The 19,196-nt window shown below is 41.1% G+C and carries 13 protein-coding genes; 11 read left to right on the forward strand and 2 right to left on the reverse strand.

The genetic code is table 11. The annotated features are described in order from the left end of the window. Window positions 1–15: 15 nt before the first annotated feature. On the forward strand, window positions 16–5,175 hold the full coding sequence (locus CD03_RS0107660) for a M60 family metallopeptidase (protein ID WP_027293145.1): 5,160 nt from the start codon (window positions 16–18) through the stop codon (window positions 5,173–5,175). Beyond that, window positions 5,172–6,974 carry an Ig-like domain-containing protein gene (locus CD03_RS0107665; RefSeq protein WP_027293146.1) on the forward strand — a complete coding sequence of 601 codons (1,803 nt, stop codon included), beginning with the start codon at window positions 5,172–5,174 and terminating at the stop codon, window positions 6,972–6,974. The genes CD03_RS0107660 and CD03_RS0107665 overlap by 4 nt, the downstream gene beginning before the upstream one ends. A 233-nt stretch (window positions 6,975–7,207) precedes the next feature. On the opposite strand, the gene CD03_RS35885 is transcribed toward CD03_RS0107665, so the two are convergent. Further along, a complete protein-coding gene (locus CD03_RS35885) occupies window positions 7,208–8,233 on the reverse strand; it encodes an AraC family transcriptional regulator (RefSeq protein ID WP_027293147.1) in 1,026 nt (341 codons plus the stop codon). Between the two features lie 155 nt (window positions 8,234–8,388). On the opposite strand from CD03_RS35885, the gene CD03_RS32800 reads away from it, so the two are divergent. After that, complete coding sequence (locus tag CD03_RS32800) at window positions 8,389–9,444, forward strand: uroporphyrinogen decarboxylase family protein (protein ID WP_044289231.1); 1,056 nt, start codon at window positions 8,389–8,391, stop codon at window positions 9,442–9,444. 53 nt (window positions 9,445–9,497) lie between these two features. On the opposite strand, the gene CD03_RS37745 is transcribed toward CD03_RS32800, so the two are convergent. Continuing rightward, entirely contained in the window at window positions 9,498–9,641 is a 144-nt protein-coding gene (locus CD03_RS37745; protein WP_156042825.1) for a hypothetical protein, read from the reverse strand. A 74-nt stretch (window positions 9,642–9,715) separates the two neighbouring features. On the opposite strand from CD03_RS37745, the gene CD03_RS32805 reads away from it, so the two are divergent. The 8 genes from CD03_RS32805 (at window position 9,716) to CD03_RS0107710 (ending at window position 19,151) form a co-directional block, all read left to right on the forward strand. After that, window positions 9,716–11,458, forward strand: a complete 1,743-nt coding sequence (locus CD03_RS32805; protein ID WP_027293148.1) for a sensor histidine kinase — start codon at window positions 9,716–9,718, stop codon at window positions 11,456–11,458. 46 nt (window positions 11,459–11,504) lie between these two features. Next, entirely contained in the window at window positions 11,505–13,118 is a 1,614-nt protein-coding gene (locus CD03_RS0107685; protein ID WP_027293149.1) for a response regulator, read from the forward strand. A gap of 247 nt (window positions 13,119–13,365) precedes the next feature. Then, window positions 13,366–14,757, forward strand: a complete 1,392-nt coding sequence (locus CD03_RS0107690; RefSeq protein ID WP_027293150.1) for an ABC transporter substrate-binding protein — start codon at window positions 13,366–13,368, stop codon at window positions 14,755–14,757. 23 nt (window positions 14,758–14,780) lie between these two features. After that, entirely contained in the window at window positions 14,781–15,668 is an 888-nt protein-coding gene (locus tag CD03_RS0107695; protein WP_027293151.1) for a carbohydrate ABC transporter permease, read from the forward strand. Between the two features lie 26 nt (window positions 15,669–15,694). Next, window positions 15,695–15,841 (forward strand): hypothetical protein, encoded by a 147-nt coding sequence (locus tag CD03_RS38220; protein WP_197041643.1) that lies wholly within the window; start codon window positions 15,695–15,697, stop codon window positions 15,839–15,841. A gap of 74 nt (window positions 15,842–15,915) precedes the next feature. Next, on the forward strand, window positions 15,916–16,743 hold the full coding sequence (locus CD03_RS0107700; protein ID WP_027293152.1) for a carbohydrate ABC transporter permease: 828 nt from the start codon (window positions 15,916–15,918) through the stop codon (window positions 16,741–16,743). A 12-nt stretch (window positions 16,744–16,755) separates the two neighbouring features. Continuing rightward, window positions 16,756–17,910: a uroporphyrinogen decarboxylase family protein gene (locus tag CD03_RS0107705; RefSeq protein WP_027293153.1), complete on the forward strand. Its 1,155-nt coding sequence runs from the start codon at window positions 16,756–16,758 to the stop codon at window positions 17,908–17,910. Then, window positions 17,907–19,151: a Gfo/Idh/MocA family protein gene (locus CD03_RS0107710; protein WP_027293154.1), complete on the forward strand. Its 1,245-nt coding sequence runs from the start codon at window positions 17,907–17,909 to the stop codon at window positions 19,149–19,151. Before CD03_RS0107705 ends, CD03_RS0107710 begins: the two co-directional genes overlap by 4 nt. The last annotated feature ends 45 nt before the right edge of the window (window positions 19,152–19,196 follow it).

Genomic DNA, 19,196 nt, shown 5'->3' on the forward strand with positions numbered 1-19,196 from the left:
AGGAAGGAGAATATAATGAAAAGAGTATTGGCAGGTTTTTTAGCCATGATTCTTCTGTTTACAAGTGTTGATGTAACAGCATTTGCAGCAGGGAATGAAAAGGATGCATCAGCTAACACAAATGGTAATGGCGATATTAGTGTAGTTCTGGATCTCAGCTATCCGGAAGCATTAGATAGGGTTAAGCAAAAAGATATAAAAGCACAATTGCTGAACGATTCCGGAAGTGTATTGGCTGAAATCGAATTAGGCGAAAAAACAGAGGATGAGAAAGGTTTTCCTATATTGGAAAATCAGTCAGGAACCGTAAAAATGGAGGCACATAACAGCTCAGGGGTTCCGATCACAACAGAGTCTGAGGTGAATTATTACAATGTTGATTTTTCTAATTTACCAAATAACAGTGTTTATCAGATTGCTTTAAGGGGAAAAGGATATAAATCCTATCTATCTGATAAGATAACTTTGAAAGATTTTTCGAAAAAAATTGTAATTGATACAAAGAGCCAGGCATTTACCATGGGTGATGTGAATGGTGACGGTGCCGTAGATGATAAGGACCTGGCAGTGATAGAGTCTGCCCTGGGTTTGCAAGATGGAGCAACAGGTTCTAAAGATGCTGCCGCAGATTTAAATTGCGATGGTATTGTCGATATCAAAGATATTGCACTGGTGAACAGAAACCGTAATGCAGTGGGACAGGCAGTATTATATGATACGGAAGTAATTGCAGCAGCAGTAGCATCGATGAAGGAACTGCCTGAGGATGTAACAGTTACGACAGGTGCAGCAGAAGATATTCTGAAACCAAATTCAGCACCGGTTACCTTTGAGACAAGTAAAGAAAAAAATCTGAGCATTCCGGTGACATTTGAGCAGCCGGTACAGATGGAACAGATTGAGATTGCATCTCCATCAGCATCCGGCGCAATAGAAGCGGGAGTAGCAACAGTTGATTATGAAGAGAATGGTAAGATCTATACAGAAAAATTTGAGTTTTCCAATGAAGCACCGCAAGGGGTACACGCGATTCAGACAAGAGAAGGCAGAAGTACAGTTGTAATCAATCTTGGAGCGCGGGTAGCGGTGAAGAAAGTAACAATTACCGTAACCAAGGTAGCAAATGAAGAAGGCAAGCCTACTTATGCAGTAGTGGAAGAGATTAAATTTTTAAAAGATATTGTACCGGTAAATCCAACTAATGACAGTGCTATTCCAAAAAATATTCAGGCAGCAGAGGACAATGAAACAGTTACCCTCACATGGAAAGCAGTGGATAATGTAACCGGATATATGGTGAAATATGGTCTGGCATCCGGTAAATATACTGGTCAGGTATCGGTGGAAGGAACTACGGCGGAAATTAAAGGGTTAGAAAACCTAAAAAAATATTATTTTGTAGTTTATGCGGTTAATGATGACTGGAAGGGACCTGCATCCCAGGAAATAGAAGCTACACCGAAACCGAAGTCTCCGCCGTCTCCACCTGATTATTTAAAAGTTGCTTCTGGTGATAATTCATTGAAGGCAAGCTGGGGAAAGACGAAGAATGCGGAAACGTACAGTGTCTATTATAAACTGGCTGACAGTACCGGAGCTTTTGTGAAAGCAAAGAGCGGGCTGACGGTGACAAGTTTTGTTATTCCCGATCTGATCAATGATAAAGAATATATAGTATACGTAACAGCAAGCAATACAAAGGGAGAAAGCGGACCATCACTTGAATCAACAGGAACGCCAAAAAGAGAAGAAATAGTACCTCCGGAAATCCCAACGCTGAATAGAATACCTAATTCGGATGTGTCAAGTATTAAGATGACTTACCCTGCAAATGTTAACCCGTCTTACCAGGGAACGTTTAAGGTGCAGGATGTCCTGGATGGAGATTATTTTACTCATTGGACAGCCAGAGCATGGTGGGAAAATAAAGAATTTGTATTTGAATTCAAAGATCCCAAAACCATGGATTACGCAGTATATGTTCCTAGACTTGATGGCAAGTATAAAACCTATTTATATAAATATAAGATTCGGGTTTGGAACAGTAAGGGTGAAGAAAAAATAATTGCAAATTGGCTGAATGTAAAAGGAAATCCAAGTTCTTCCGGATATGCAGTTCTGACATTCCCGAAAACAGAAGATATTAAAAAGATTGGTATTGAGGTCAATCAGTGGGATGGGGCCGGGAATATCTCACTGTCGGAAGTGGCATTCTATGATTATTCCGGCATTAATGAAAAAGTGGAAGAGCTTTTTGCCAATAAGAGTCTTACAAAGCTCGCTGATGGAGTAACTAAGGAACAAATTGATGAATTGGAGGCGTTACTCAAAGACACTTCCGGATATTATGTAGATCAAACTGTTTTACTGGATGAAGTTTCCATTGCCAGGGGATTACTGGAGAATAATCCGTCGAAGTTAGGCAAAATAATTGATGGTGTTGAGTCCAGAGATACAACGGGAAACCTAAAGAAGATTAATACGTTCCAACCACTGGGGATTGTTGCAAATGCAGGTAAACAGATTGTTATTTATGCAGATATTCCTGAGGGAGAAAATGTTACTATTACACCAACACAGTATTTTGCAGAAGCAGCTTCATGGTCAGGAAGCAGTATTCCATTGTCCAGTGGTAGAAATGTCATTAATATTCCGCAGCTTATGACAATCAATGCAGAAAAGGGCGGTGCACTGTACCTGCAGTATTCGGGAAATAAAGAAGATGAAATCAAGCTTCAGATTCGCGGGGCATATACGAAAATTCCAGTGCTTGAATTATCAAAATGGGATAGCATGGATGATGTACAGAGAAGAGATATTATATCCGACTATATTACAGAATTGGAAGCTTACAGACTGGGTATTCCAAATAAAAACATGGCGACTAATATCAAAAACAGTACAGAGATTTCTTTGCCGAATGTATTGTTATCACTCCCGGCTGTACCAGTTCAAGAGGCAATAAATAGTGGAACGGATACACTGGATTCTAAAGTAGATAAGCTGTACAATAATGTACTTGCATGGGAAGAGCTGCTGAATGTTTTATACACTACTCATGGAGTAGATGATTTAAAAGCAGAGCGGTCCAGAGTCAATATAAGATATGCCCGTATGTTTGGCGGAGCATTTATGTATGCAAGCGGTGCCCATATCGGAATAGGATATGGTTCTGCGGGTGCATTGGTTCAGGGAAGACCAACCAGCGTTACGGGAGAAGGAAATGGAAATAGCTTGTATGGCTGGGGTATCGCACATGAAATCGGGCATCAGATGGATACATTAGGTAAAGCGGAGACTACAAATAATATATATTCGCTGTTTGGACAGACTCATGACGGAGGACAAAATGCACTTCCTTCCAGACTGGAAACAAGCAATAAGTATGAGAAGATATTTGAAAAGACTTCGATAGGAGCAGTAGGTTTATCAAACGATGTTTTTGTAAGTCTAGGTATGTACTGGCAGTTACATCTGGCATATGACCTGGGCGCAGATGATAATTTCTATAACCTGGTGAATAAAGCGTATCGTAACAATATTGGAAAAGGTCTTTCAGGAGACCAGAGATTTGCAGTAGTTGCAAGTTATGTTGCACAGAAAGATTTATCAGAGTTCTTTGAACGCTGGGGACTTAATCTGAGTGATGATGTGAAATCTCAAATGAATCAATATGAGAAAGAAAGCCGTAAGATTTATTATCTCAATGACCAGTCCAGAAGAGAAGCAATGGCTGGAACCGCACCGGTTACGGGAAATATCGAAGTTAACGCTTCAATAGATCAGAAAACGGCTACGGTTACAATATCAGGTCTCCAGGCAGAAGATAAAATGCTGCAGGGATATGAAATTAGCAGAAATGGTAAGGGGATAGGATTTACGAAGGAACCTGCTTTTACAGATATTCTTGGCTCCATGAACAATCGGGAAGTTTCCTATTCAGTAAAGGCTATCGATGTTCTGGGTAATGTAATTGCAGAAGCAAGTTCATCATCTATTAAGGTTCAACATGATAATCTGGTGCCACGGGAATCCTGGAGCTATGAAACGGATCAGGATGGGGCAATAATTGTCACAATGAATGATAAGAACATTTCCATTGCAGGTATAAAAATAAAAGGACAGGCGGCGCAGGAAAGTGCTGCGGCAAAAGAAACAGAATCAGCTATTTCAGACAGCAGTATTTCTAATGAGCCACAGACTCAGGAAGAAAGTGTGACAGAAGTAATTACCGATACTGCTGTAACAGAAACTTTAACATCAGAGACAGATGTAAGTGAAACGGATCATCCGCAAGCGTCCTTTGAACCAAATTCGGAAAATGTTACGGAAACAGTTACGGAAATAGAGACAGAATCAGAAACAGAGAAAGTAACAGAGGAAGTAACAGAAAAAGTAACAGAAAAAGTAACAGAGCAGGCACCTAAACAAGAACGTGCCGATGCAACTGGAAAGCTTACGATATCTGTCAGCGAGGATGGTAGTGAATACAAAGACGTAAAAGTATTTGACCAGGATGTTGTTGCTTCAGAAGATCAGATTTATCTGTTCGAAAAAGAAGATGGAAGAATCGACACCTATGATGAGAAATATATCAGGATTACAAATTTACCGGATGATCTGACAATGGAAGATATTGATTTCATGTCTTATCCTGGTGATGATATTGAAATCAGTGAAACTGCAATCGGTTATCTGGAAAGCGATTACCGGTATGGTGAGGCAGAAGAAGATATCATTAAGGCAGGCACTTTAATTGTGACAGGTACATACCGTGGAGATCCGGTCTACAATACTATTTTACTGCAGGGAAGATTTAACAATGTTAATGACAGAGAACAAGAAGGCAGTATAGATTTAGAGGAAAGACCTATGAATGGTGTATCCATACTTTTTGCTGAAGAGCCTAAGGAAGGAGATATGACGACGATCAATAATGGTTTCTGGATCTTCATACCTGATGTACAAAAAGAAGCAGCACTCACAGAAGGTGTATGTGGAAACAGCGTACTTCCAGCAGAAATCCAGGCGGTAATGTATCGTACGGATGATCCGAATAATGCGGATAGCAAACGTCTCGTAAGCAATACATTATGGATACAATCTCCTACGGAAGAAACAATGCCGAATATCAGGCTGGAGTCTGATGCGGCAGATGGAGGGATGAATAATTGAGGAAGATAGGAGCGATTAAGGTTCTCATGGGAGTATTGGCACTTATGCTGCTTTACTCCATGACAGCCTTGGCAGAAGCAAAAACACCTGAAATAAAATTGTCCGTTACAGATACTGCCGGTCAATGGGCAGTTGAGTTACAGAATATGGACAGTTTAGCATATTCGGTACAATTTGACATAGTTGTGAATGAAAAGGCAGAAGGCACGATGGAGTGGGACGACAAGTCCCCCTCCACCTACCACAAGATGATACAAAAAGAAGACGGCAGTAAGACCATCTTCACATTCTATGTAGACCGCCTGTCAGAGATATCTACGACAGGTACTGCTAAAATTGGAGTATTAAAGCTAAAGAATCCTTCGGCTAAAATAAAGTTTTCTACAAGCGGAGAGCTTACAACCCTGGATGCCAGGATTAATGCAACGAAGGTGACAGATGCCGTGCTTGTATTAGAGAATCAGGATCATGTGTGGGAAAGTGACTTTACGGTGGATAAGCCAGCTACCTGTACGGAAGATGGTGAAAAGTCAATTCATTGTACAACGTGTGATGAAAGAACAGATATCACAGTGATTCCCAAATTGGGACATCAGTATGGTGACTGGAAAGTAACTAACGAAGCAACTTGTACCGAAGCGGGAAGCCGAACTAAGGAATGCAGTGTGTGTCATGATGTAGTAACAGAAGCGATTCCGGCATTAGGACATGACTGGGAAAAAGATTTCACTATAGATAAAGCAGCAAGCTGTACAGAAAAAGGTGAAAAGTCAATTCATTGTACAAGATGTGATGTGAGAGATAATGTTACAGAGATTCCGGCATTAGAGCATAAATATGGTGACTGGAAAGTAACTGACGAAGCAACTTGTACCGAAGCGGGAAGTCGAACTAAGGAATGCAGTATGTGTCATGATGTAGTAACAGAAGCGATTCCGGCATTAGGACATGATTGGGAATCCAATTACATAATCGATAAAGTGGCAACCTGTACAGAGGATGGAACAAAATCTATATATTGCAAAAGATGCAGCGAGCAAAAAGATATTACAAAGATTCCGGCACTGGGACATAATTACGGTGAATGGAGCATTACAAAAGAAGCCACTTGTACCGACAAAGGAATCCACACAAAAGTATGTATGCGATGCCCGGATGAGGTATCGGAAGAAATTCCGGCATTGGGACATAGCGCAGGAGATTGGGAAGTAGAAAAAGCGTCAACTATCTTCGCTAAAGGTGTGGAAGTTAAAAAATGTGAACGTTGTGATATCGTTTTGGAAAAGAGAGATATCAAGAAAAAGAAAGCGAAAGTTAAGTTAAATGCCAAGTCTACAACGATGCAGGTTAATAAAACTTCCACAGCATTAAAGGTGAAGTCCAGTAGTAGAGGAGATACAGTACGTAAATGGACATCTTTAAATAAAAAGGTGGCAGCGGTTGATAAAAAGACCGGAAAAATAACAGCAAAATCAGTTGGGTATACTTATATTACGGTTACGATGAAGAGTGGTGTCAGTGCTAAATGTAAGGTTATTGTACAGGAAAATGCTGTTGCCACGAAGAAAGTGTTATTTGGTGCAAAGAGTATTGAGATAAAAAATGGTAAATCTAAGAAATTACAGGTTCTCAGAACACCAATATCTGCAAATGACAAATTAGAATTCACATCATCAAGGGAAAAAGTAGCTGTGGTCAATTCCAAAGGCAAAGTAACCGCAAAGAGTAAAGGATCTACGACTATAACTGTAAAGACAGCAACAGGTAAGAAAGCATCTTGTAAGATATATGTGAAGTAATCAGATCTGAGCAATCAGAATGTAAGAAAGCAAACTGTAGCGAGCAGATTAAAGAAATGAATATTAATAAATTTTAAAACACGCTCTAAAGTAAGGCAGCTGTAAAATAAATTCTAATATCGAGTATTTATGACGGTAGGGAGTATACCGACTTAATATTTGATAGGAAAGTTTATTTAACGGCTGCCTTATTTTTATAAAGAGAATAGGGAAATGTTAGTTCTGATAAAAAATTATTCATAAGTATGATTCAATACTTCTATAGAGGATGCGTAGGCTGTTGGTGGAATTCCAACAGCTTTTTTGAAACATTTGGAAAAATAGTGCAGACTGTTATAGCCTAAAATCTCGGAGATTTCCGTCATATTATATTTTCCAATCTGAATAAGATGCATTGCACGTTCAATTCTAAGGTTATTATAATATTCTATGACGCCGGTACCCAGATTACTGCGGAATATTTGTTGAAGCAGGGCACTGGAAACACAATTATCCTTACAGACTTGTTGTAAGGTAAGGGAGGAGTCACCCAGATGGTTTTCAAAATAATCTTGTATCTGCCGGATAATAGTCCGATCTTTATGTGATTTAGTAGAGCTGACATGAACAGCGGGAGAAGAACCGGCAAGAACAGAACTTGCAAGAACATTACTTGCCAAAACAGATTCTCCATGATCGAAACCGTCCTGATTGGAACCGGAATATACGGAACTGGATTTCAGAATTCCCTCTTGCTGTGAACATTTCATATCGTTTCTTACAAGATCTATGATCAGCAATTCTATAAAGATTTTAAGAGATTGTTCACATCCAAAGGACAGATCCGCCTTCTTTTCCAATTTTAAAACAGCTGGTTTTTCAAGCTTTACTGTAAATGTAAGGCGCGCTTCTCTAAGGAACTGACCGATGCAGAATTGCTGTCGCTGGTTGGTTTTCATGATTTTACCGGTGATTTGGGATAACTGCGGTGTTGGACTTCGAAATGAAATAACAGCAATATCCGATGGGTACTGGTAATTTCCCCAGACGTTGTGAAAGGCATCCGGACTCACTAATATCAGGTCGCCTTTTTCTAATGTAAAGATATCATTTTCAATGCGCACATTCAGAATTCCAAAGTCGATATAAATAAATTCCCAGAAATCATGATATTCTCCCTGATAGTTATAATTGGGACTAAATTTAAAATAATGAACGGTCTGGAGCGATTCTATGATGATAGAGTTGTCCAAGTAAGTATCCTGATAATCTTTTTTCATTTTGAATCCCCCAATAATTAATATGGAAATATTGTAGTGTGATTTAGAAAAATAATGTAATTTGCAAATATTGTATGATAAATGACAAAGCCGGCATGTCCTCTTATTGATATAATTTTGATTATAACAAAATAAATCCAAAAGGGGTAAGAAATATGACAAATAGAGAGAATTTTTTTATGGCAATGTCACACCGGCAGCCGGAGCAGATTCCTTTTTTTATACGGTTGTGTGAGGAATTGGAAGTGGAATTTGAGAGACGGTATCATACAGCAGATTACCGGAAATATTATGGCAGCTGTATTATACCTGTAAAAATGAAGCCCACAGAACATTTGCAGGATTTCTCTGCATATTTTGACGGACAATCCTATGATTATTATAATGAGTGGGGGGTGGGATATAAGGCTGGGAGTACCGGTTACCATTTCCGGCAGTTTGTATCCCCAATGAAATTTTTTGAAACACCGGAAGAAGTATGGGAATTCCCCCTTCCGGATATTCTGGAAGATTACCGGTGGGAGGGATTAAAAGAGACTATCGCGGAGTTAAAAGCAGCAGATTGCATCACAATGAATACTTCAGGATGTAATATTGATATATTTGAAGCTGCCTGGTACCTAAGGGGGATGGAAAATATGCTGATGGATATGCTGGCGGATGAAGAAATGGCGGAAGCATGCCTGGAACGAATGTGCAGGATAAAATGTGAAATGGCTAAGAAATGCGCAGAGGCGGGATTTGATATTGTGGTATTCGGAGATGATGTGGCTACACAGAGAGGGATGATGATGGATAAAGAGCTGTGGAGAAAATGGCTGAAACCACGGCTGAAACGCGGAATTGACAGCGCAAAGTCTATAAATCCGGATGTCTTGTGCTATTACCATTCGGATGGGGATATTTCAGACATCATAGAAGACCTGATTGAAATTGGCGTGGATATTCTCAACCCGATACAGCCGGAATGTATGGATCCGGTTGCCGTAAAAGAGCGGTATGGCAGCAGGGTCAATTTGTGGGGAACTATTGGAACCCAGACAACAATGCCCTTTGGGACACCAAAAGAGGTACGCAGGGAGGTCAGAAGAATGGTCGAAGACGCGGGCAGGGACGGCGGTCTGGTGATAGCGCCTACCCATGTGCTGGAGCCGGAGGTACCTTTTGAAAATATTGAAGCATATGTGGAAGCTGTAAAAAGTAAATGGTAGAAAATGCTGGAAGTAATTGATTCGTAACAGTTTAAATAGTATGATATAGAAAACTAGTGCGCCATCCGGACAGTAACAATAGTGACAGTACTGCCTATTTTGCCATCTGCCGCGTTGTCGTCAGTCAGCGGAGGAACTACTCCGCTTCCATCCTTCGCCTTGCAGATTGACAAAATATTCAGCACGGTCACTATCATTACTGCCTGGACGGAGCACTAGTATCAAAAGGTATTTACTGCGATAAATCCAGATCAATCAGGGGGAGTGTCTAATGAAGGTGCCGCATTTTTCATTAAAGATAAAGTCAACGATAAAGCAGAGATTCTTTTTTTTCAGTGCATTAAATATCATTGTAGTTATTCTTGCGATTGCGGTCATATCTAATGTCCTTTTTGAAAAAACTATAACTGAGAAGGCAAAGATGTTCCAGCAAAGGGAAGTCTCCCTGGTGTGCAATAATATGGAATTATTGGTCAACAGCATCAATGATTATATCCTTACTTTATCCGTAGACAGTACGCTACAGGAAATTTTAAAGTACCATGATGAGGTTCCGGTTTCGGAAGAAGAGAGATATAATATTAAAATGAAGCTGATTCGGGCAGTTTATGCAAAATCGGCTTTGAATTCTTACATAGATTCCGTAGTAATTCTATCTAAAAGCGGAACATTTTATGATATGGGCATGTATTCCAAAGAAAATTTTAGCAGTACTTTTGAAAAGAATAATATCCAGATGTCTGATATTATCAATAAACCGACCTGGTATGGACCGCTTGTAATGAAAAATGAACTGGTGGGGGAAGAAAATGTATTTGTAATTACCAAGCAGGTTATGGATATCTGGTCTCCCAATGTACTGGGGTATGTATTTGCAATTGTGAAGGAAAGCAAGGTAAGTGGGTTTTACCGGGATATTATCGAGAAGAATGCGGAGCTTTATATTGTTAATGAAGATATGAATATTATTTCTTCTGCCGATAAATCGCTGTTGTATAAGGATATCCGGAATCTGGAGATCTATGCGAATAAAAAGGATGCATATATTATTACGACAGAACAGATTCCCATTAATAACTGGAAGGTCATGGACTTTGTTCCAAAGCGTTATCTGGTAAGTGAAATGGATAAAATCACCCTGTCGATGGTCAATATTGGTATCATTGCAATTATATTTTCCTTCGTGTTGTCTTATGCAATAGCCAGCAGGGTAACAAAGCCTATCCATAAACTGGCAGTTGCGATGAAGTCTTTTGACTGTATCAATGGAAACAGCCATACTACGGAGGTACGATCGCCACAGGAGCTGAATCTTCTGACCAGAAGATTTAATCAATTGGTGGACCGGGTACAGGAGCTGATGCATCAGATTGAGATCGAAAATGAACGGAAGAGGGATTATGAGTTCAGATTAATTCAGGCACAGATTAAACCTCATTTTTTGTATAATTCACTGGAGACGATTATCTCTCTCATTGGGATATCCATGAAAGATAATGCTATGCAGTACACCAGATCTCTGGGGAATTTTTACCGCATTTCATTGAGCAATGGTACGGATATAATTACGCTTAAGGAAGAACTGGATCTGATAAAGAATTACTTATATATGCAGGGCATCCGCTATGTAGATAAATTAAATTATCAGATTGAGGGGGATGCCAGGCTGGCAACATACGTTATTCCAAAGTTAACGCTCCAGCCCTTGGTGGAAAATGCAATCTATCATGGAATAAAGCCTAAAAAGGTAAAATCAGATATCAAGATTAAATACTATAGTGATGCAGATGATATATTAATTTCGGTTTATGACAATGGGGTGGGCATCCGAAAGGAAAAGCTGGATTCCGTACTGAGGGATCAAAAGACAGATGAAAGAGGAGGATTCGGTCTGAATTCTATCGATAACCGGCTTAAGCTTGTATTCGGGTCTTCCTATGGGCTGGCTATCAGCAGCAGCTATGGGGTGTATACAGAAGTTATTGTGAGAATTCCAAAAAAGGACAGGCTGTAGTATAAGAAGGTTTGGGAAAAGCGATAAAGGACAGGGTGTAAAAACTATGACAAAGGTTGTAATTGTAGATGATGAATTTTACTTTAGGCAGTATTTGAAATCATGTATCGACTGGGAGGGAATGGGTTGTCATATTGCAGGGGAAGCTTCTGATGGGGAAGAGGGCCTGCTTTTAGTGGAAAGAGAAGAGCCGGATATGGTAATTCTGGATATTAATATGCCGATTATTGACGGCATTGAATTCAGTAAGCTGATCTACGAAAGGAAGCTGGAAACCAGAATTATTATTTTAAGCGGTCACAGCGAATTCCAATATGCGCAAAAGGCAATGAAATACGGTGTGAAAAGTTATTTGTTAAAGCCGCTGAACGAAGAGGAACTGTGCCATGCGATCCGGGAGATTTCCAAAGAGGTGGAAGCCTTGCGCAGTTACCAGGTGAAACTGTCCAGTCTGGAAAAACAGGTAAGAAGAAATCAGCCTTTGCTGGAGGAAAAGATATTAAATGATTTAATACGGGGAGTCATATCTGCAGGGGGTACACATGGGAAAATGTCACCGGGACTGGAAGGGATGAATCTGGATTATCACTTTTTTGTCGTGCTGGTCATGGAAATCGATGATTTTAAATCCCGTCAGTGGGATGTGGCGGATAAGGAATTGTGGAAGTATGCGGTGCGCAACATTGCCCAGGAGCTGATTCCCGCCGACATGCAGCCCTATTTTTGTGTGGATGAGCGGGATAGCATTGTCTGCCTGTTGTGCGGGGAGGTATCCAGGGACAATAGCAAAGCTGAAATTAGGAAATATGTGCTTCAGATTGCAGAGTTTATCTCCAGGCATCTGCCATTTACCGTTACCATTGGAATTGGAAATTCAGCTTCTGATCCGGGAGGAATAACAACGTCCTATCAACAGGCATTATTTTCCCTGAAGAATAAGTATAACAGTGGTGGAAACAGTGTGGTTGACTATGAAAAGACGAAATCTTTTATCAGCCAGAATACCCTGATTCATTCAGGAATCAGGAATGAATTAATTATGGGGATGAGGCAGGGAGACCGGGAATCCGTCCAGTGTATTGTTAAGAAGATTTTCAGTGAAGCGCAGGAACTTCGCATCAGTTATGATATGCTGCAGTGCCATTGCATGGAATTTATTTTTACCTGTATGGAATATCTGGAGGAGGTGTCGGTTGTGTTTACGGATATATTTACGCAAATGCAGTCGCCTATGGAAATACTGGATGAGATTCAAACGATTAGCCAGGCACAGAGCCGGATATTGGATTTATTTGACAAGGCATTGTGCTATATTGGCGAGCACAAAAATACCAGAGGGATGAAGCAGATTGAGGAAATTAAGGCATATATTACAGAGCATTTCTGTGAAGCGGAGTTTAAAATAAATGATATTGCAGGATATTTTTACGTTAATTACCATTATTTATGCCATAGTTTCAAAAAGCAGACAGGAATTACCCTGAATCAATATATCACATCGCTTCGGATTGAACGGGCAAAAACATTAATTGACCAGGGATGCCGGAATATGACACTATTGGCGGAACAGGTAGGCTATGGGGATCTGGGCTATTTTGGAAAATGCTTTAAGAAATATACCGGAGTATCACCGTCAAAGTACATGGATAAAATTGAATAGGAAATAAAGGAAAAGAGGCTTTCCAAAACCCGTAGAATTCCAACAGGATCTGTTGAATGAATTCCTGAATGGGTTAGTACAGCATTGCTTAATTCACTGTTAATTGCGCAATGCTGTACTAGGGACAGCCTCTTTTTCTATAAATGAAAACAAACAATATTACCAATGAACAAACAATATTGTCTTACGGAGATCTGTTAAGTCAGATATACTGAACTTACAATTAATATCTGAAGGAGGAAAAGATATGAGAAAGAGATGGATGCAAGCGGCGGCGGCAGTAGTAATTACATCCTTAATGTGTATGGGATGTTCCACAGGAAAAGGAGAAACGGCAAAGAGTCCTGCAAAGAGTGAAACCACAGCAGAGGATACGGCTTCCGGTAAAGGAGAATCGAAAGAAGCTGCATCAAACGAAACAGCCGGAGAAACAGATGCTAAAGATACGCAGGGGGCGGCAGAGACAGCGTCTGGAGAACCGGTAAAATTAAAGGCGTTTTTAATGTCTGAGGATGAAGCCAGGGTCAGGTTATACAACGAATGTTATGCCCCAAATGTTAAAAATGACCTGCCTAATCTGGACGTTGAATTTGAACTTCCGGGAAAAGGATATCAGGAAAAACTTCGTATCTATAATGCGTCCGGAGAGCTGCCCGATGTATTTTTCGGATGGAATATAATTCTGGAAAGCGATAATGCGGTAAATCTGACGCCTTACATTGAAAAAGACGGATTTATTGACCGGTATAAAACTAAATCGGCATTAGTTCCTTACAGTGACGGCAATATCTACGCAATCAGTGCAGGTATGGATGCCTATTATACAGCGGCAATGATTTATAACAAAGAAATATTTGAAAAGGAAAATATTAAAGTACCGACTAATTTTGAAGAGTTATTGGATGCCTGTACCCAGTTTGCGGCAAAAGATTATGTTCCGATTTCCATGCTTGGCAGCTTTACTGCTTACGCATTTCTCCCCCAGGAGCTGATTACGATGGATGATCCTGAAAATATGAAGAAGATTATAGCCGGGGATATGGGATTTGATTCGGAACCGTTTAGAAATGCAATGAACAAATATGAACAGATGATTAATGCGGGTGCATTTGCAAAAGATGCGGCCACCACTACTTATGATGAACATGTGGCACTGTTTACTTCCGGTAAGTCTCCAATGATCTATGCGCCGTTGTGGGTATATGGATCAATTGACAAAATGGAAAATCTGGATTACTTTTCATTGCCGACTTTCAATAAAACACCGGGATTCCTCAATGGATGGGGACAGGCATATGGCGGTTATATGGTATCTAAGAACAGTGAAAACATCGAGGAATCTGTGAAACTGGCAGAATGGATGGTAGAGCAGGATGCAAAGTTCTTTTCGGAAGAAATGGGCAATGCAGTGGGAATGGATGTTGGAACGGAACCTAAGCTTTCACCCATTACCAAGGACTATTATGACCTGTTTAACCAGGAAGGAATGGATGTAATTCCTAATTATGCGTCTAACTTTTTGAAGGATTCAGTCAAAGCAGAATTAGAAGTGAACATTGGAAAACTTCTCACCAAGCAGTTAACAGCAGATGAGTTTTGCACCACAATGGATAAATTGCAGAAAGATTCTGAGAAGTAATTTCATACAAAAAGGAGAATGCCATGGACAGATATTTAAGCAAAAAATGGATCATTCTGGTGTTCCTGGCACCAGCCACCATCATATTTAGTGTATTTATTTTATACCCCATGCTTCCGACTATTTATACAAGCTTTTTTGAATACGATGGATTTAAGATAGGGAAGTTTGTGGGAATCGGGAATTACAGCGCGGTTCTGACAGATCCTGTATTTTGGCATTCTGTTTCCAATACCCTGAAAATTGTATTGCTGCAGACGCTGGTTGCCGGCCCTGTATCATTACTGCTGGCGCTGCTTATCAATCTCTGCTCTGTAAAAATGAGACGGTATGTTAAAATCACCTATTTTATGCCAACAGTGTTGAATATTACAGTTATCTGTCTGATGTGGAAAATGGTATTGCAGCCCAACTGGGGAATTATCGATACGGTATTGACTAAATTAGGGTTAAGCGAACTGATACATACCTGGCTGATAGATGAACAGACGGCGATCTGGTGTGTGGCTTTTGTATTCGTCTGGCAGTATATTGGTTACAATATGGTTCTTCTGTATTCCGGGATTCGTTCTATACCGGAGACCTATATGGAGGCGGCGAAGGTAGAGGGGGCTAATTTCTTCCAGCAGTGCAGATATATCACGATTCCCCTGCTTCAGGAAATTATTAAATTTGTATTGATTATATCTACAGCAGGAACGCTTGGTATGTTTGCACATGTGCAGGTTATGACAAACGGAGGGCCGGGAGACCTTACCAGAACAATTGTCTATCAGCTCTATTACAAGGCGTATCAAAGCCAGCAGTTTGGAGAGGCAAATGCGATTGCAGTTATTTTTGCAGTGATCGGCATCGGCGTGTTTATGGTGATTAATCATTTTGTGGCAAGAGAGCGGATTGAACTGGTATAGTTCACCAGCAAAAGGAAGGAGCAAGTTTGAAACAAAAGCGTTTCAAACTACTTATTAATGCATACCGCAGACTTGTCAGCGGTATACAGGGGTATAAGTTTGAAACAAAAAGCATTTCAAACTTTCTATTGGTGCAATACCGCAGACCTATCTGCGGTATTGCAGGGGTATAAGTTTGAAAGTTCCTTTCAGACTACTTATTAATGGATATCGCAGGCGGGACCTGCGATATCCAGGAGGTATAATTATGAAGAAAAAAGGCAGAAAGATTATCCTTTGGCTAAGCATGGTGCTGATCAGTTTCCTGTTTCTATATCCCTTATTGTGGATGGTACTGACTTCTCTGAAGACAAAGGAAGATGTAATGATGAATCCATTTGGATTGCCTGCAGAGTGGATGTTCAGCAATTATGCGGATGCATTTACCACATTTGATTTTCCAAGATTTTTCCTGAACAGCGTGGTATATACTGCGGGGACGATTTTACTTACGATATTTTGTGCGATCATGTTTGCCTATGCGGTTGCCAGAATGAGATTTAAGCTCAGCAGGTTTATGGTAAACCTGCTGCAGGTGGGGATGATTGTCCCGGTATTTGTAATCGTGCTCTCTTTATTCAGTCTGATGGGAGATCTGGGAGTACGAAATACTTACCAGGGTATGATCATGCTCTATACCGCCAGTGCGCTGCCCATATCAGTAATTATATTTACCGGCTATTTCAGGTCCCTGCCATTTGAACTGGAGGAAGCAGCTTATATTGACGGCTGTGGTGTGTTCCGGACATTTTTCAGGATTATGGTGCCAATGGTGGCGCCGGCAGTAACTACCGTAGTGATTGTGGTATTCATGAATTATTCCTGGAATGAATTTTCACTGGCATATCTGCTGATCGATTCACAGAATATGAGGTCCCTTCCCATTTCATTGAATTATTTTACCTCATTAAGAGGCACGGATTGGGGGCTGCTGGGTGCAACGATGGTAATGATCAGTGCGCCAGCCGTTCTGCTGAATATCGTATGTGGAGAAAAGATCGAAGATGCTCTGACGGCAACGTCGGCACTGAAGTAAAAGGAGAAGCTTATGACGAGAAAAGAACGATTGATGGCTGTTCTGCGGGGGGAGCCTGTGGACAGGCCGCCGGTATGCTTTTACGAGATCAATGGGTATTCGGAGGATGAGAATGACCCGGATCTGTTTAATATATATAACCACCCATCCTGGAAGCCTCTGCTGAAACTGGCAAGGGAAAAAACAGACCGTATTATTATGTGTTATATACCATTTGTACATCCAGCCACACAAGTGGAAAAACAGACGGTAGTGACCTCCTATTTTGATGATCAGGGAAGAAAGCATGAGATTACGGAAATAAAGGCGGGGGAGCGTATACTGCGCCAGCATACCAGAAGAGATATGGATGTGAACACTGTGTGGATCTTGGAGCATTTTATTAAGGATGAAACGGACCTGGAAGCCTGGATTTCCCTGCCTGCGGAAGAAATTGGAGAACCGGATTACAGACAGCTGCTATCAGTGGAAAGAGAAATCGGAGACACTGGCATTGTAATGATAGAAACGGGGGATGCCCTGTGTGAGATAGCGTCCCTGATGGATATGGAAGAGTACATGATCATAGCGATGACCGAGCAGGAACTCTTTCATAAAGCGCTGCAAAAGGCGCAGGAAATATTACTGAAGAAAACGGCGCGGATCGCAGAAGACCTGCCGGGGCGCCTTTGGAGGATATATGGTCCGGAATATGCTGCACCGCCATATTTGCCTCCATATTTGTACAAAGAATACGTGACGGATTATGACAGGGAGCTGGTTTTAGCAATACAGAGGCATGGAGGTTTTGCCAGAATCCACCAGCATGGAAGGCAGAAAGATATTCTTAAATATACTGCAGAGACCGGGTGTTCCGGGCTGGATCCCATCGAACCTGTTCCCCAGGGTGATGTGGAATTATCCGAGGTTCGCAAAAAATATGGCCAGCAGATGGTGTTGTTTGGAGGACTTGAAATCAGCGATATCGAACAGATGGGGCAGGAGGCATTTAAAATTAAAGTGGAAGAGGCTGTGCGCCAGGGGATGTCAGGTGAAGGAAGAGGTTTTGTGCTGATGCCTTCTGCATGCCCGCTGGGAAGGGTACTTTCCGAAAATGCATATAAAAATTATGAAGTGATGATTGAAGTTGCAGAACGTTATTCAACAACAGGAGGACAGAACGGATGAAAAAGATAAAGGCGGCACTGATCGGTGCGGGACAACGGGGAGCACAGGCTTATGCTTCCTATGCATACAGGCATCCGGAAGAACTGGAGTTTATTGCAGTGGCGGAACCCGATGCCAGGCGGAGACAAGCTTTTCAAAAGGAGTTTCAGATTCCAAAAGAGAACTGTTATGAAGATTGGGAGACTTTTTTAGAGCAGGATAAAATGGCAGATGCTGTCCTGATCTGCACACAGGATCAGGACCACTTTTTACCAACATTAAAGGCAATGGAAAAAGGATATCACATTTTATTGGAAAAGCCTGTTTCCAATCAGCCGGATGAATGCAATACAATTGAAAAAGCGTTGTCGGCATATCCGAATGTATTCTTAGTATGCCATGTGCTTCGCTATACCCCATTTTTCAAGACGTTAAAAAAATTGTTAGATGAAAATAAAATAGGTGAACTGCAGAATATTCAGTTGATTGAAAATGTAGGATATTGGCACCAGGCACATAGTTTTGTCCGCGGAAACTGGAGAAACAGCAAGACCTCCAGCCCTATGATCCTGGCAAAATGCTGCCATGATATGGATATCCTTTTGTGGCTGGCAGATTCTGACTGCAGCAGAGTATCTTCCTTTGGTTCTTTGGGGCATTTCAAAAAGGAAAAGGCACCGGCGGGAGCTGCTAAACGATGTACGGATGGATGTCCGGCAGCAGATGAGTGTGCCTATTATGCCCCGGGAATATATATAGACTGGAAGGATAACTGGCAGGCAGATGTAATTAAAAAAGTCGTCAGCCAGGATACCAGTGAGGAAGCTATCCTGGAAGCGCTTCGGACTGGTCCATATGGCAGATGCGTCTATGACTGCGATAACGATGTGGTTGACCATCAGGTGGTCAATCTGGAATTTACCAATAAAGTTACAGCTTCCTTTACCATGAGTGCATTTTCCTGGGATTGCAGCAGAGTAATTAAGCTCATGGGAAGCAAAGGGGAAATAAACGGCAGACTGGAAGAGGATGAGATTGAACTGATCGATTTTAAGAAGGGAAAGAAAGAGACCATTCTGATTGATGCCATAAAGGAAGGACATGGCGGCGGAGACTATGGAATAATGAAAGAATTCCTGAAGCTGATCAGAGAAAATGTAGATGGGGCAGGGGATAAGAGTGCGTTGTCTGCGCTTCAGGGTCACAGAATTGCTTTTGCAGCAGAAAAAGCAAGGGTAACGGGAACGGTTGTTGAGATGTAGGATGGGGAAGAATGAAGCTGAGGGAAGTTAGGAACAGATGGGATA

The sequence above is a fragment of the Robinsoniella sp. KNHs210 genome (genome assembly GCF_000686105.1).
Classification (GTDB): domain Bacteria; phylum Bacillota; class Clostridia; order Lachnospirales; family Lachnospiraceae; genus Robinsoniella; species Robinsoniella peoriensis.

Bases quoted from the DNA above. Each gene is read 5' to 3' on its own strand.
- CD03_RS0107660 (WP_027293145.1), top strand. From the start codon at position 16: ATGAAAAGAGTATTGGCAGGTTTTTTAGCCATGATTCTTCTGTTTACA.
- CD03_RS35885 (WP_027293147.1), bottom strand. From the start codon at position 8,233: ATGAAAAAAGATTATCAGGATACTTACTTGGACAACTCTATCATCATA.
- CD03_RS32800 (WP_044289231.1), top strand. From the start codon at position 8,389: ATGACAAATAGAGAGAATTTTTTTATGGCAATGTCACACCGGCAGCCG.
- CD03_RS37745 (WP_156042825.1), bottom strand. From the start codon at position 9,641: ATGATAGTGACCGTGCTGAATATTTTGTCAATCTGCAAGGCGAAGGAT.
- CD03_RS32805 (WP_027293148.1), top strand. From the start codon at position 9,716: ATGAAGGTGCCGCATTTTTCATTAAAGATAAAGTCAACGATAAAGCAG.
- CD03_RS0107685 (WP_027293149.1), top strand. From the start codon at position 11,505: ATGACAAAGGTTGTAATTGTAGATGATGAATTTTACTTTAGGCAGTAT.
- CD03_RS0107690 (WP_027293150.1), top strand. From the start codon at position 13,366: ATGAGAAAGAGATGGATGCAAGCGGCGGCGGCAGTAGTAATTACATCC.
- CD03_RS0107695 (WP_027293151.1), top strand. From the start codon at position 14,781: ATGGACAGATATTTAAGCAAAAAATGGATCATTCTGGTGTTCCTGGCA.
- CD03_RS0107700 (WP_027293152.1), top strand. From the start codon at position 15,916: ATGAAGAAAAAAGGCAGAAAGATTATCCTTTGGCTAAGCATGGTGCTG.
- CD03_RS0107705 (WP_027293153.1), top strand. From the start codon at position 16,756: ATGACGAGAAAAGAACGATTGATGGCTGTTCTGCGGGGGGAGCCTGTG.
- CD03_RS0107710 (WP_027293154.1), top strand. From the start codon at position 17,907: ATGAAAAAGATAAAGGCGGCACTGATCGGTGCGGGACAACGGGGAGCA.